Origin of the sequence: Nitratidesulfovibrio sp. 1201_IL3209 (assembly GCF_036763125.1) — a bacterium.
GTDB lineage: Bacteria > Desulfobacterota > Desulfovibrionia > Desulfovibrionales > Desulfovibrionaceae > Cupidesulfovibrio.
Genome location: NZ_JBAIYT010000006.1, coordinates 26132 through 40190 on the forward strand (window position 1 = coordinate 26132; position 14059 = coordinate 40190).

The window sequence follows — 14059 nt, forward strand, 5'->3', positions numbered from 1 at the left end:
GGGCGGCATGAAGCCGCCGCCGTCACCCCCTGCGACGCCGCCGTCCCCTATTCAGCCTTCCAGTCCTTGATGCGCAGGTCCACCGACGCCGCGCCGTTGTAGCGGTCGATGCGCGGGGTATAGGCCAGGCGCAGCCGCGTGCCGCGCAGGCTGTCCGGAAACTGGTCCGACTGCCGCCACGCCTTGGCGCGCAGGGTGATGCCGCAACTCTCGTCGGTCAGTTGCAGTTCCACGTGGTCGCGCGCGGGGCCGAAGCGGCGCAGGTCGCGCACCAGCACCGGCGGCGAGGCGAACACCGGCTCGGCATTGCCCATGCCGAACGGCTGGAGCATTTCCAGTTCCTTGAGCAGGGTGAAATCCCCGGCCAGCGCGAAGCCCAGTTCGCCGTCCAGCTTCAGGCGCGGGGTCAGCGGCGTGTCGCCCAGTTCCGCGCGCACCACGGCGTCGAACCGTTCGCGCAGGGTTTCCACATGGCTGGCGGCCATGCTCATGCCTGCCGCCTGATGGTGCCCGCCGAAATTGGTGAACAGGTCGGCGCAGCGGGCCAGCCCGGCGTGCAGGTCGAATTCCGCCACCGAGCGGCCGGAGCCCTTCATGGATTCGCCGTCGCGGCTCAGGATCAGCGTGGGCCGGTAGAATTCGTCCACCATGCGCGAGGCCACGATGCCGATGACGCCGGGGTGCCAGTCGTCGCCGTGCAGCACAAGGCCCACGCGGTGCAACTGCCCTTCGGCCTGCTTTTTGGCGGCGTCGAGGATGCGGTCTTCCTCGGCCCGGCGCCGGGCGTTTTCCGCGTCCAGTTCCTGGGCCAGCCGGGCCGCCTCGGCGTGGTCGTCGGTCAGCAGCAGCCGCAGGGCCAGCTCCGCCTTGCCCATGCGCCCCGCCGCGTTGATGCGCGGCGCAAGGCCGAACACCACCTGCCCCGCCCCGATGGCGGCCGAGGGGTTGTACCCGCTGACCGTCTTCAGCGCGGCCATGCCGGGCCGCCGGGCCTCGGCGATCTTCAGCAGGCCGTTCTTGACCAGGATGCGGTTCTGCCCGTGCAGGCTCACCACGTCGGCCAGCGTGCCCAGCGCCACAAGGTCGAGGAAGTCGCGCATGTCGGCCTTTTTGCCGGTGCGTTCGGCCAGGGCCGCGTTCACCGCCGCCATGACCAGAAAGCTCACCCCCACCCCGGCCAGGGCCGGGCACGGGCATTCCGCCAGACGCGGGTTGCAGATGGCGTCGGCCTCGGGCAAGCCCTCGGGCGGCATGTGGTGGTCGGACACCACCACCGTCATGCCCAGTTCGCGCGCCCGGCGCACCGGCTCCACGTCCGAGATGCCGCAATCCACGGTCAGCAGCAGGCGCACGCCCTGCGCCGCCAGCCGTTCCACCCACGCCACGTTCAGGCCGTAGCCTTCCTCGCGCCGGTCCGGGATGTGGTGCGCCGCCTCGATGCCGTGGTGGGCCAGCACGCCCTTGACCAGCGCCGTGGAGGTCACCCCGTCCACGTCGTAGTCGCCCCACACGGCGAACGGCAGCCCGGCCAGCAACCCGTCGGTCAGGGTGCGGGCCGCCTGCTCCAGCCCCGGCCACTCCGCCAGCGGGGCCAGATGCCGCAGGTTGGGCGAAAGGTACAAGGCCATGTCGTCCACGGACCCCACCCCGCGCCGCCACAGCAGGCGTACGATGAGTTCCGACACTTCCAGCCGGTCTGCCCACGCCGTAAACGGCGGCGGCGCCGCCTCCGGCTCCGGGCGGAATATCCAGTTGCGGGTCACGCATGCTCCGGGAAAAAGTCGGCAAAACAGGGGGAGAGCAACGGGGAGGGGACCCTTTGGAAAGGGTCTCCCTCCCCGAACCCCTCCCCCCCAAACTTTTCATTTGGGGTTAGGCCATTTCGGGCGGGGAAACCATTTGCCGCAGCCTCAACGCGAGGAGCATCACTGCAAAGGTAATGGGTAAGCACGGCTCAACCGTGTTATGCCAACTGGGAAACGAACTGCCCGATCCGCTCGCCTTCGAGCAGGGTTTCGATTTCCGCCATGAAGGCCGCCACGTCAACCCCCAGTGTGCGGGCCGCGTCGTCCAGCCCTTGCGGGATCAGCAAATCATCAGGCAGGCCGCCGGGCAGGTTGCCGGGCATGCCCTCCGCATTCCGCCCCGCCAGCCGTTCGCGCAGGCGCAGCGCGGCGTCGGCCACGTGCACCACCAGCGCGGCGCGTTCGTGCTCGCCCGCCAGGTGCGGGGCATGGTGCCAGTTGATGGGCTCGGTAAGGGCCATGGGCAGGTCCCAGAACGACAGCAGGCGCGCGCCCACCACCCCGTGGTCCAGCCCCAGCAACAGGTCCTCCGCCTCGGAGTCCATGAGGTTCTCGTCCCTGGCCAACTGGCGGATGGCCGTCCAGTCCTCCGGCCGGTAGGCGGCGATGAGCAGCTTGCCAAGGTCGTGCAGCAGCCCGGCGGTATAGCAGGTTTCCCCGTCGCAGCCGGGCAGGCGGCGGGCCAGCAGGCGGCATCCGGCGGCCACGGAAAGCTGGTGCGACCAGTAGCTGCGCAGGTCGAAGGCGGCGGGCAGGCGCGAACGGTCGATCATGCGCGAAACCCCCAGGGCCAGCACCAGCGCCCGGATTTCGGCCATGCCCAGGACGGCCACGGCCCGCTGGACGGAGGTCACCTCCGACTGCAAGCCGTAATAGGCGGAATTGGCAAGGGACAGCACGCGGGTGGCAAGCCCCTGCGCCTTGTTGACCACCCCGGCCACGACGGACAGGGGAGCCATGGAATTGTCGCGGGTGGAGTCGAACAGTTCGCGCAGCAGGCCGGGGTCGTAGGGCAGTTCCGGCGGGCGGCGCAGCAGGTCGTCCAGCAGCGCCTGGGCCGCGTTCAAACCGCCTGCTCCGGCGGGTCCGGCCTGTCGGGCGGGTCCGGCCCGTCCGGTTGACCCGGCGGGTCCGGCGGGATCGGGGGGGACGCCGGCCGGACTCATGACCCGCCTCCGCCCGTGCCGGCCTGCGCCGGGGCCTTGCCGCCCCCGGCGGCGATGCGGGCCAGCATGTCGCGCACGACGTCCTGCTGTTCGGCGGGCACCAGTTTCTTGGCCTGCATCCATTGCAGGAACTTGATGCCCGCGTCGATGGCGGGGTTGATTTCCAGCGCCTTCAGGATGTGCTCCACCGTGCCGGTGAAGTCCTTCTTCTCCAGCATGGCGCGGGCCATGTTCAGGTGCAGGTTCTCGTCCTTGCGGGTCAGCTCCAGGGCGCGCGAATAGTAGGTCACGGCCTGGTCGAACATCTGGTTCTTGCGCAGGTTGATGCCGAAATCATTGAAGAGGTGCTTGTGCTCCTCGTCGAAGGCGGCCTCCAGCTTCACCAGCCGCTCGAAGATGTCGTCGGCCTTGCCCGTCTCGCCGCGCGAAAGGTAGGTCAGCCCCAGCCCGAAGTTGGCGCGCACGTTCTCCTCGTCCACCTGCAGGGCGTTGCCGTACTCGTATTCGGCGCTGAAGGTCTCGCCCTTCTGGCGGTGGCGGTCGGCGCGGGCCACGGTCTTGTTCAGCTCGCGCATGCGCGGAAAGACGGTCTGGACGTAGAATTCCGGCTCGGGGGCGAACTTTTCCAGCAGTTCGTCGATGGTGATGCGCCGCTTGGGGCCCGAGGGAACGTAGTTGTTGTTCAGGGGCTGGACCTCTATGTCGCCCGTCTCGGTCTCTTCGGCGTACCAGAACCCCTTCTGGATGGTCTTGCGGGTGGTGGTGCCGGTGCCCACCTTCTTCACGTCCTGCGTCGAGAACACGCCCTTGATGCGTTCCCTGCCGCGCGGGCCGCCCTGTTGAGTCCCTTGCTGGGCGGAGGGCACGGGGTCGTCGCGGGTCACGTCGGTCATCTGAAGCCTCCAGCCGGGGGCGCGTGTCTGGCATCCGGCCCGGTTTTCCGGAACAGGTTACGCCGGGCGCGACAGACCGGACGCGCCGCGCGCGACCATGCCTGCCTTCACCCCACCCCCTTTTCTCACATATCAGCGGCAACCGCCATGCCCCCATTCCTTGAAGGCGACGCGCCGCCATGCGGCATCAGGCCCCCGCCCGCGCCGCTCAGGCCCGCTGCCCCGCCGCCTCCCGCATCTCGGCCAGAATGCGCCGCACGGCATCGGCCGGGCCATTCGGGCCGGTCGCGCCGGTCACCGGGCGGCCCACCACCAGGTAGTCCGAACCGGCCCGTACCGCCTCGGCCGGGGTCATCACCCGGCGCTGGTCGTCGCCGCCGGAACCGGCCCCATCGCGGGCGGCAGGGCGGATGCCCGGCGTCAGGCAGATGAAGTCCCGCCCGCACCGCAGCTTGATGCCTTCCGCTTCATACCCCGAACAGACGACGCCGCTCAAGCCCCACTCCCGGCCGCACACGGCCAGGCGGGCCGCCTCGACCGAAGGATCCGCGCCGCCGGGCAGTTCGCCCGGTCCCACGCTGGTCAGCACGGTGACGCCCAGCAGTATCGGGGCAAGAGCAGGGACCGCCCCGCCGCCGCGCGCCGCCGCGCCCTCGGCCAGACCTTCCACCGCCGCGCGGCACATGCGCTCTCCGCCCGAAAGGTGGATGTTGCACATGTCCGCCCCGGTGGCCACGGCGGAACGCACCGCCCCGCGCACCGTGTTGGGGATGTCGTGAAACTTCAGGTCCAGGAACACGGGAAAGCCCAGGTCCTTCAGGCGGGTGACCACTTCCGGCCCGGAAGCGGTGAACAGTTCCAGCCCCACCTTCATCCACAGGCGGCCGCCCGCCGCGTCCTCCGCGGCGTAGCGCAGCGCGCGGGCCGTGCCCAGGGCGGCGTCCATGGCCGGATAGTCCAGTGCGACGACCAGTTCGGCCATTACCCGCGCCCCCCTTCCGGCGTCCGCCCGTCCGGCTGCCCGTCCTGCTGTCCCTCGGGCCGCCAGCCGGACATGATGCTTCCCACCAGGTCCGGGCTGCACGCGGGCGACAGCGTGGCCGCGATGTACGCGGCGCGCAGTTCGTCGTAGGCGGTCTCCAGGTCTTCGTTGACGATCCAGGCGTTGAACCAGTGGGCCTGGTCCAGTTCCTTGGCCGCGTTGGCCAGGCGGCGCTGGATGGTGGGCTCGTCGTCGGTGCCGCGGGCGCGCAGGCGGCGTTCCAGTTCCGCCCGCGAGGGCGGCAGGATGAACACGTAGCACCCCTGGCGCAGGCTGCCGCGCAGCTGGCTTGCGCCCTGCACGTCGATGTCGAAGATCACGTCGCGCCCGTCGCGCAGCATGTCCAGGGTGGCCTGCAACGGGGTGCCGTAGAAGTTGCCGTGCACCTCGGCCCATTCGGCGAAGAAGCCTTCGTCGCGCAGGCGGGTGAATTCCTCCACCGTGGCGAAGTGGTAGTCGCGGCCGTGCACCTCGCCCGTGCGCGGCTGACGCGTGGTGTAGGAGATGGAGTAGGCGAAGCGCGGGAACTCCGCGAGCAGGCGTTTGGTCAGGGTGGTCTTGCCGGTGCCCGAGGGGGCGCACAGCACGAGCACGATGCCGGAGCGTTGGCGGGCCATCAGTCGGCGTCCTCCTGCGTGTAGCGTTGGCCCACGGTTTCGGCCTGGATGGCCGAAAGGATGACGTGGTTCGAATCGGTGACGATGATGGAACGGGTCTTGCGGCCCTGGGTGGCGTCCACCAGCCGCCCCTCCTGCCGTGCGTCCTCGCGCAGGCGGCGCATGGGCGACGACGAGGGGTTGACGATGGCCACGACGCGCGAGGCCACCACGAAGTTGCCGAAGCCGACGTTGATGAGCTTTTGCGATGACGGTTTCTGCTGCATGGCGTTCCGGCGTGTCCCGTTGCCCGCATGCCCGGCGCGCCGTCCCGCGCATGCGGGCGGGACGGCCAGGCACGGGCGGATACGGGCGGCACGGGCGGGGCTATTCGATGTTCTGCACCTGCTCGCGGCACTTTTCCAGTTCGTTCTTGAAATCCACCACCAGGCGCGAGATCTGCGCGTCCTGGATCTTGTTGCCGCAGGTGTTGATCTCGCGGAAGCATTCCTGAAGCGTGAAGTCCAGGCGCTTGCCCGCGTCGCCGCCCTGGGCCATCAGTTCGCGCAGCCGGTCCAGATGGGCGCGCAGGCGGGTCAGTTCCTCGCTCACGTCCAGCTTGTCGGCCAGCAGGGTGATCTCCTGCAGGAAGCGCCCTTCGTCCAGTTCGCTTCCGGCGCGTTCCAGCAGTTCGGACAACCGGTCGCGCACGTTCTGGAAGCGCTCTTCCTTGATGTCCGGGGCGCGTTCCTCGATGCGGGCCACCCACTCGTCCATGCGGATGATGCGCGAGGTCATGTCCATGGCCAGGGCCTTGGCCTCGCGGGCGCGCGCTTCGTTCCAGTCCGCCAGCGCGGCGGCAAGGCCCGCCTCCAGCCCGGCCAGCAGGTCTTCGTCCGGTTCCGCGCCCGCGTCCTCCCACAAGAAGGACAGGCCGAGCATGCGGTTGTAGTCCGGGCTGTAGGCGTCGCCGCGCGCGGCGGCGAAGGCGGCCAGGGTGTCCAGCATGGCCGTGGCCTGGCTCTCGTTGAAGCCCACCACGCCAAGGTCGCCCCGGCGCAGTTGCAGCCCCAGGGTGATGTCCACCCGGCCCCGGGTGGCGAACTTGCGCACCACCTTTTCGAAGCGCGGTTCCAGGTTGCGCACGAAAACGGGAAGCCGCCACTTCATGTCGAGGTGGCGGCCGTTCACGCTGCGCACTTCCCAGGTCTGCGTCCAGTCGGCGTCTTCAAGGAAGCTGCGTCCGAAACCGGTCATGCTTCTGAGCATACAAGTCTCCTGCTGTTGCGCCCCGCGCGGCGGACCGTGGCGCCAGGGGGGCGGCAGGCGCGTGGGCGGACGGGAAGGCCCGGACGCGGCGTGCGCCCGGCGTGGCCCCGAAGTACGCGAAAGCGCGGCTTGGCGCAACCGCGCGCGGACGGCCGGGCCGGCGGGTCAGCGGACCGGCGAATCCGTTGATCAGCGGATCAGCGGGGTCAGGCTGCCCAGCACCCGGCGCAACGCCTCGCGCTCCAGGGGCTTGGCGATGTAGTCGTCCATGCCCGCCGCCAGGAACCGCTCGCGGTCGCCGCGCAGGGCGTGGGCGGTCAGGGCCACGATGGTCGGGCGCGTCCGGCCCGTGCTGCGCGCCAGGTCGTTGATGCGCCGCGCCGCCTCGGTGCCGTCCATGCCGGGCATCTGGATATCCATGAAAATGATGTCGTAGTCGGCCTCGCCCACGGCGCGCACGGCATCCGCGCCGTTTTCCACGCACACCGCCCGGTGGCCTTCGCGCTCCAGCATGCGCTGCACGGTAAGCCGGTTGATCTGGTCGTCCTCCGCCACCAGCACGCGCAGCGCCGTGGCTGCGGCCTCGTGCGCCGCGCGGCTGGCCGCGCGCGATTGCCGCGCTTCCGGGGACGCGGACGGCGCGCCTTCCGCCGCCCCGGCGGGACCGGCCAACGCCGCCGCCCCGTTCCGCCCTTCGGGCATGCCCGTCCCGCCGCCGTTGGCGGCCAGCGCCCCGTTCACGGACATGCCGTTGGCGGCCTCCTCCACCGTGGGCAGCGGCAGGCAGACGTGCACCGACGTGCCCACGCCCACCTCGCTTTCCATGATCATGGTGCCTCCCATGCGCGCCACCAGGCGGCGCACGATGCCCAGGCCCAGCCCCGCGCCCTGGTAGCGCCGGGTGGATGAACCGTCCACCTGCGCGAAGGGTTCGCAGACCACGGCCAGCTTTTCCTCCGGAATGCCGATGCCCGTGTCGCGCACGGTGAACAGCAGCCTGTCGCCGCCCACCGGGCAGGCCAGGATGTCCACCCCGCCCTGGTGGGTGAACTTCACCCCGTTGGCCGCCAGGTTGTACAGCACCTGGCGCAGCCGCGCCGCGTCGCCGCGCACCCGGCCGGGCAGCGCATCGGCGATGAGTCCCAACGCCAGCCCCCGCCGCCGCGCCGCCGGGTCCACCATGTCGGCCACCTGGCGCAGCACGGCGGCCGGGTCGAACGGTTCTCCGCGCAGGCCCGATTCGCCCGCGCCCAGCATGGAAAGGTCCAGCAGGTCGTCGATGATGCGCAGGAGGGCATGGCCCGATTCCACGGCCGTGCGCAGGTAGCCGCGCCGCTCGTCGTCCAGGTCCGGGCCGTCCAGCAGTTGCAGCATGCCCAGCACGCCGTTGAGCGGGGTGCGCAGTTCGTGGCTCATGTTGGCCAGGAATTCGTCCTTGGTGCGGCTGGCCGCCTCGGCCGCGTCCTTGGCCCGCCGCAGCGAGACCATGGCGCGCCGCCGGGCGATGTGCTCCCACATGCCGTGCATGAACAGGTCCAGCTGGCGCCGGTCGGCCCGCTCGTAGGGCTGGTCCTTGTTGGCCACGCCCGCCACGGCCACCAGCCTGCCCTCCTCCAGCACGGGCACGGCCAGGTGCCGCCACAGCGAGATGCCGCCCACGCGGTGGGCAGGCTGCGCCCCCGACGCGCCGGACGGGGCCGCGCCCGCCGGGAAAGCGGCACCGGCGTCCCCGTCCGGGCCTGCCTGGACTCTCTGGACTGTCTGGCCGGGCTGGCCTGTCTGGCCGGGCTGGCCGGGTTCATCGCCGTTGCGGATTTCCGGCTGGCCCGTGCGCGCCACCTCGGACCACGGCCCCTCCACGGGGCTTTTGCCCGGCGTGGCAGCGCCCGTCCCCGTCGTCGCCGGTTCCGTCATCAGGTGGGACCACAGCACGCCGTCCGCCGTCACCCGGCCCCCGTCCACCAGCGCAAGATAGCCCAACTCGCTGCCGGTCAACCGCACGGCCTGCTCCAGGGCAAAGCGCATGATGGACCGTTCCGGCGCGGCGTCCATGTGCGACAGGCGGTGCAGGGCCGCCAGGCGCGCCGCGCCCAGCCTGCGTTCGCGCCGGGCGTTGCGGCGCTCGGTGATATCGGCGGCGATGATGGCGAACTGCCGTTCGCGCACCCGGTAGGCGGTCATTTCCAGCCATTTTCCCATGTTCCGCGAATAGCGCTCCATGTGCAGCGGTTCGCCGGCCAGGGCCACCCGCCCCAGCAGTTCGAGCCAGGCCGGATCCTGCGGGCCGAACAGTTCGCTGGCCGTGCGGCCCAGCACGTCCTCGGTCCGGCGGCCGGAAATGGTCTCGAAGGCCGGGTTCACGGCCAGGAAGCGGAAGTCCACCGGCCTTCCCGCGTCGTCCAGCAGCACTTCGTGCACCGCGAAACTGGTTATCAGCTTGCGGAACAGGGTGCGGAAATCATGCTCGGTGGACCGATGGCGGGTCACGTCGCGCAGCAGGCTGAGCACCGAGGACACGCCGCCGTCGGCGCCGCGCTCCGGCACCAGCCGCCAGTCGAACAGCACCCGGCCGGAGGGGCCGTGAAAGACATAGTCGGTCTGCACCGCCCGGCCCGACTCCAGCACCCCGCGCAACTGCCGCGCCCAGAATTCCGCCACCTGCGGCGCAAGGCCCAGTTCCGTCACCTCGCGTCCCATGAGCGCTTCCGGCGGCCCCAGGTAGGGAATGACGGCGGGGTTGACGTAGGTCAGGCGCAGGTCGCCGCCGAAGCGCATGACGATGTCCGGGGTGTTTTCCACCAGGGCGCGGTATTTCTCTTCTCCGGCGGCCAGGTTGGCCAGGGCGGTATAGCGTTCGGTGACGTCCTCGTAGATCAGCAGCAGGTCGCCCGAATCGGCGCGGCTGATGAAATAGTGGCGCCAGCAGCCGCGTATCTCGTCGCTGTAGAGGAAGGAGGGAAGGTGTTCGGCGATGCCGCTGCGCCACGCGCGGGCCAGGGCTTCGCGCAGGGTGGCGGCCACCGGGGCGGGCAGCAGCGCGGACAGGGGCTTGCCGATGGACGTTTCGCGCGGCAGGCGGCTCAGCCGTTCGCCCGCCGGGTTGATGTCCAGCAGGACGAAGTCCGTGCCCTCTTGGGGGGGCACGTCAGGCGACGCCCCGGAAACGGCCTCCGGGCCAATGCCGGGGCCGGCATCGGGGACAATGTCGGGGCCAGCATCGGAAATGACGCCGGGACGATCCCGCACGGGACGCAGCACGACCACGCCCGCGTTCATGTTGCGGAACAGGCCCCGGAACAGTTCGGCTTCGCGGCGCAACGGCCCGGCCGTCTCCGGCGAAGGTCCGGAAGCCGGATGCGATGCAGGCCCGGCCCCGTCGGCTGCCCCGCGCCGCCCGTCATCCCCCGTTGGCCCGTCACCCCCGCCAGGTTGTTCGCGCAATTCCGGCAGTTCCCCACCTTCCGGACGCACGCGGTCGTCAGCGTCGTATCCATCCTGCATTGCAGCGGCCCCTTGCGTCCTGCCGCACGCGGTTCCCCCCGGAACCCGCGCAGCCACATCCGACGCTATCACACTACTCCAAAGCAGCACGACGTCAAAGGGGAAACCCGCAACGAACGATGCGGAACCGCATCGACGCCATGGAGCGCGACGCGGAACACGGCGCGCGCCGCTCCCGCCCCGGGGCGCGGGATGCGACGCGACAATGGGGGGAAATGCCTGCCGCTTCGCTTCGTCGCCGCGGCTACCGTTCGCGGCGCAGCATTGCGCGGGCGTATTCCACCACGATGGGCAGCACGGACACAATGATGATGCCGTAGATGACCACGCTGAAATTGCGCTGCACCACCGGGATGTTGCCCAGGAAGTAGCCCGCCGTCACCAGCAGGCCCACCCACAGCAGGGCCCCGCCGGCGTTGAACAGCAGGAAGCGCCGGGCGTCCATGGCCGCCACCCCCGCCACGAAGGGGGCGAAGGTGCGCACCACCGGCACGAAGCGGGCCAGCACGATGGCCTTGCCGCCGTGGCGCTCGTAGAACTCGTGCGCGCGGTACAGGTGCTGGCGGTTGAGCAGGCGGTAGTTCTTCTCGAACACCGGCGGGCCGATGTACCGGCCGATGCGGTAGTTCACCGCGTCGCCGATGATGGCGGCGGCCAGCAGCGTGAACGCCAGGGGAAAGTATTCCAGGTGCCCGGCCCCGGCGATGGTGCCCGCCGCGAACAGCAGCGAATCGCCGGGCAGGAACGGCGTGACCACCAGCCCGGTCTCGCAGAACACGATCAGGAACAGGATGGCGTAGGTGTAGACGCCCCAGTTCGAGACCAGTTCGAACAGGTGCCTGTCCACGTGCAGCAGAAAGGAGACGAAGGTCGAAAAAATGCCCAGGATGTCCAAGGGAAGGCTCCGGTGCCGGTGCTGCCGGCGCATCTGCGGGTATGGCGACGGACCGCGGGAGTGCGGCCCTGCCTCTGTACGCCACGCCGCACCGCCGCGCAAGGACGTTGCCCGCCCCAGGCCGCCGCGACCGCCGCGCCCACCACCACCACGACCCGGCCGGTCTTTTTCGCCGGGTCGTGCGCTTTTTTCTTGAAAAGGATTTTCATTTTCATTATGGTCGCCACAACGAACAACCACAACGACTTCCTACGCATGCCCACACGACTCCCACGCCTTCCAGCCTCCGGCCCTTCCCGCCCGTCCCGGCCTTGCACCCCGGGGCGGGCGGAAAGGGCCACCTCCCCCGCCCGCGCCGCGCATCCCGCACGCCGCCACCGCCTTGGGAAACAGTGTAGTCGGGCCGCCTGACGGGCGGCCGCGACACGAACACCGACACCATCCATCCGGAGGATTCCCATGGCCAACGTGCTCATCGTCTACGGTTCCACCACCGGCAACACCGCCTGGGTCGCCGAAACCGTCGGCCGCGACATCGCCGAGGCGGGCCACGCCGTCGAAATCCGCGACGCGGGCCAGGTCGAGGCGGAAGGCCTGTGCGAGGGCCGCGACCTCGTGCTGTTCGGCTGCTCCACCTGGGGCGACGACGAGATCGAACTGCAGGACGACTTCATCCACCTGTACGAATCGCTGGACGCCACGGGCGCGGGCAAGGGCCGGGCGGCCTGCTTCGGCTGCGGCGACAGCAGCTACACCTACTTCTGCGGCGCGGTGGACGCCATCGAGGAGCGCCTGTCCAACCTCGGCGCGGACATCGTGGCCGATTCGCTGAAGATCGACGGCGACCCGCGCACCATGCGCGACGACATCTCGGCCTGGGCCGGACGCGTGGCGGCCGCCCTGTAGGGTCCCCCTCGCACGCCCACACCACCGCAACCCCACGGAGGACCATGCCATGACCCTTGCCTGCTCCATCGGTTCCGGCCGCGTGGTGGCCCGGCGCTTCGCCGGTTCGCTGCGGCGCCTCATCACCAGTGACGACCGCAGGGAACACGATCTCGCCCTGGCGGCGCGGCCCGGTCTTGACGGCGCCTGCCCCGCCGATGGCTCGGGCGCGGCGACCCGGTCCTCCGTTCCCGCCACGGGCCGCACCGGCGCGTGACCCCAGGGAGCGCGGCGGCCGGAGACGCCCCGCGCGCCCCGACGACATCAGCCAACTACCGAGCCGGGCGGACGCATCAGCCGTGCCGCCCGGCGCAGGAGTCCTTCCATGAAAGACCTCGCCCTGCTCATCACCGCCGCGCTGCTGCTGGAAATCACCGTGGCCACCCTGCTGATGCGCTGATCAGTTGACGCGCTGACCCCTGCCCCCCCCCTGCCCCCCCTGACCCGCTGCCGCGTTGATCCTGTTGACGCGTTGGCCCTCGCCTGCCCCCCTCCCCGCCCGTTCCCTCCTTCTTGCCGCCCGGCCCCCCATGCCGCCCGGCGGGTTTCCGCCCGTTCTTCCCTCTCTGTCCTCCCGCTGACGGATCGCCCTGCCCCGCACCCCGGAACCTCCATGAACATGCAGCAGGCGGACCGGAACGGCGCGCCCGGCACGGGGCGTTAATCTCTTTACATTTCTTAACCAAATCACGGGTTGAGCCACATCCGAAACGGACGATAGCATTCCCATGCACCGGCCATGCACGTCACGGGGCGCAGCGGCGATCCGCGCATGCCGACGCCCCCTGGCGCGGCCGGTTATCCAGGAGATGGAAATGCTGCCAGCCACCGTCCGTACCGGGACCTGCGCGGCCCTGCTGCTGGCGGGCATGGCCCTTGCGGCCGTGACCGCCCGTGCCGTGGGGCCGCTGCATGCCGGTCCCCGGCCCGACTTCGGACCGCCGCCCCTGCCCCCCTTCGCCATGGGCCTTCCCCCGGCACCGCCGCCTGATATCCCGTACGACGCACCGCCGCCGCCCACGCCGCCCACGGCGGAACAGCGCTCGGCCATCCGGAGCATCCGCGACGGATTCGCGGCGCGCTTCGCCGCGCTGCGCCAGGAACAGTACGCCGCGTGGGCGGCCTTGGAAGCCGCGCTGACCCGCGCCACCCCCGACCCCGACGAGACCGCCCGCAGCGCCCGCGCCCTGCGCGAGGTGACCGCCAGACAGCAGGACCTGGCCATCGAGATGCGCCAGCGCATCATCAGGGAGACCGGCATCCGCACCCCCCTTCCCGGCCCGCCGCACCCACCGCCGGGCCTGCCGGGCCACGTCCATGCCGGTCCCGCCGCCCCCGGCAAGGTGCCCGGCGCGGGTCCCGGTGTTGAACGGGACGTCCCGCCGCGCCCCGGCGCGCCAGCCCCCGGCGCCATGCCCCATGCGGATTTGCCGTCCGGCACCTCGTGACCCCACCGTGCGGGGCCATGACGCCGGATACGGCCAAGGCGCGGCGTCCCGACGGTCGGGGCGCCGCGCCCCATGTTCCGCCCGCCTGCCCACCCGGCGCCCGCCCGCCCCGTTCTGCCCCGTTCTGCCTCGTTCCGTGCCGTCCCGCACGGTGATCACGTTTTTGTGATTCCGGAGCTTTTCCGCTTGCCTTCTCACGCGGCCCCGCCTATTCTCGCCTCCATCCCGCAGGGTGGCGCTTTCTCAGTCTACAGCGCCCCTCTCGGGCACCGCCGCAACCGCCCCGAGCGCCGCGCCCCGGAAGGCGCGAACACATGCCCACGGAGCGGACGGCGGCACGGAAGGCATGGCTACGCCATGATCCTGGCCCCCACGACGTACGCAGGTACCGCATGACCGCCAGCACCGAACACCGCCCCGCAACGCGGCCCACCATGGCCGCCGCGCTCCACGCCCCCCTTCGTCCGGCGCAGGACCCCGCCGACGCGGGCAGGGGACC

12 protein-coding genes are annotated in these 14059 nt (G+C 70.7%); 3 read left to right on the forward strand and 9 right to left on the reverse strand.

Annotated elements, in window-relative coordinates:
- Positions 1-47 precede the first annotated feature (47 nt).
- From recJ to V6B97_RS04935, 9 genes are all read right to left on the reverse strand, one after another.
- Entirely contained in the window at positions 48-1763 is a 1716-nt protein-coding gene (gene recJ / locus V6B97_RS04895; protein WP_333505376.1) for a single-stranded-DNA-specific exonuclease RecJ, read from the reverse strand.
- A 200-nt stretch (positions 1764-1963) separates the two neighbouring features.
- Entirely contained in the window at positions 1964-2872 is a 909-nt protein-coding gene (locus V6B97_RS04900) for an HDOD domain-containing protein (protein ID WP_333505377.1), read from the reverse strand.
- Between the two features lie 95 nt (positions 2873-2967).
- Positions 2968-3864, reverse strand: coding sequence for a tetratricopeptide repeat protein (locus tag V6B97_RS04905; RefSeq protein WP_333505378.1), 897 nt, complete (start codon positions 3862-3864; stop codon positions 2968-2970).
- A 208-nt stretch (positions 3865-4072) separates the two neighbouring features.
- A complete protein-coding gene (pyrF, locus tag V6B97_RS04910) occupies positions 4073-4846 on the reverse strand; it encodes an orotidine-5'-phosphate decarboxylase (protein WP_333505379.1) in 774 nt (257 codons plus the stop codon).
- On the reverse strand, positions 4846-5523 hold the full coding sequence (gene gmk / locus V6B97_RS04915; RefSeq protein WP_333505380.1) for a guanylate kinase: 678 nt from the start codon (positions 5521-5523) through the stop codon (positions 4846-4848). Before gmk ends, pyrF begins: the two co-directional genes overlap by 1 nt.
- Positions 5523-5789 carry a DUF370 domain-containing protein gene (locus V6B97_RS04920; protein WP_333505381.1) on the reverse strand — a complete coding sequence of 89 codons (267 nt, stop codon included), beginning with the start codon at positions 5787-5789 and terminating at the stop codon, positions 5523-5525. Before V6B97_RS04920 ends, gmk begins: the two co-directional genes overlap by 1 nt.
- Positions 5790-5889: 100 nt before the next feature.
- Positions 5890-6771 carry a YicC/YloC family endoribonuclease gene (locus V6B97_RS04925; protein WP_333505382.1) on the reverse strand — a complete coding sequence of 294 codons (882 nt, stop codon included), beginning with the start codon at positions 6769-6771 and terminating at the stop codon, positions 5890-5892.
- Between the two features lie 189 nt (positions 6772-6960).
- Positions 6961-10272, reverse strand: a complete 3312-nt coding sequence (locus tag V6B97_RS04930; RefSeq protein ID WP_333505383.1) for a PAS domain-containing protein — start codon at positions 10270-10272, stop codon at positions 6961-6963.
- Positions 10273-10516: 244 nt separating this feature from the next.
- Positions 10517-11167: a DedA family protein gene (locus V6B97_RS04935; protein ID WP_333505384.1), complete on the reverse strand. Its 651-nt coding sequence runs from the start codon at positions 11165-11167 to the stop codon at positions 10517-10519.
- A gap of 459 nt (positions 11168-11626) precedes the next feature.
- Here V6B97_RS04935 and V6B97_RS04940 point away from each other — a divergent pair, with 459 nt between their 5' ends.
- The 3 genes from V6B97_RS04940 to V6B97_RS04950 all read left to right on the forward strand — a co-directional run bounded on the left by V6B97_RS04940 (position 11627) and on the right by V6B97_RS04950 (position 13560).
- Positions 11627-12073 carry a flavodoxin gene (locus V6B97_RS04940; protein WP_333505385.1) on the forward strand — a complete coding sequence of 149 codons (447 nt, stop codon included), beginning with the start codon at positions 11627-11629 and terminating at the stop codon, positions 12071-12073.
- A gap of 49 nt (positions 12074-12122) precedes the next feature.
- Positions 12123-12329 carry a hypothetical protein gene (locus tag V6B97_RS04945; protein ID WP_333505386.1) on the forward strand — a complete coding sequence of 69 codons (207 nt, stop codon included), beginning with the start codon at positions 12123-12125 and terminating at the stop codon, positions 12327-12329.
- 598 nt (positions 12330-12927) lie between these two features.
- Positions 12928-13560, forward strand: a complete 633-nt coding sequence (locus V6B97_RS04950; RefSeq protein WP_333505387.1) for a hypothetical protein — start codon at positions 12928-12930, stop codon at positions 13558-13560.
- The last annotated feature ends 499 nt before the right edge of the window (positions 13561-14059 follow it).

What these genes read in the sequence shown, in the direction of transcription:
- V6B97_RS04945 (WP_333505386.1), top strand. Translation starts at nt 12,123, where the DNA reads ATGACCCTTGCCTGCTCCATCGGTTCCGGCCGCGTGGTGGCCCGGCGC.
- V6B97_RS04930 (WP_333505383.1), bottom strand. Translation starts at nt 10,272, where the DNA reads ATGCAGGATGGATACGACGCTGACGACCGCGTGCGTCCGGAAGGTGGG.
- V6B97_RS04940 (WP_333505385.1), top strand. Translation starts at nt 11,627, where the DNA reads ATGGCCAACGTGCTCATCGTCTACGGTTCCACCACCGGCAACACCGCC.
- V6B97_RS04925 (WP_333505382.1), bottom strand. Translation starts at nt 6,771, where the DNA reads ATGCTCAGAAGCATGACCGGTTTCGGACGCAGCTTCCTTGAAGACGCC.
- V6B97_RS04905 (WP_333505378.1), bottom strand. Translation starts at nt 3,864, where the DNA reads ATGACCGACGTGACCCGCGACGACCCCGTGCCCTCCGCCCAGCAAGGG.
- gmk (WP_333505380.1), bottom strand. Translation starts at nt 5,523, where the DNA reads ATGGCCCGCCAACGCTCCGGCATCGTGCTCGTGCTGTGCGCCCCCTCG.
- V6B97_RS04920 (WP_333505381.1), bottom strand. Translation starts at nt 5,789, where the DNA reads ATGCAGCAGAAACCGTCATCGCAAAAGCTCATCAACGTCGGCTTCGGC.
- V6B97_RS04950 (WP_333505387.1), top strand. Translation starts at nt 12,928, where the DNA reads ATGCTGCCAGCCACCGTCCGTACCGGGACCTGCGCGGCCCTGCTGCTG.
- pyrF (WP_333505379.1), bottom strand. Translation starts at nt 4,846, where the DNA reads ATGGCCGAACTGGTCGTCGCACTGGACTATCCGGCCATGGACGCCGCC.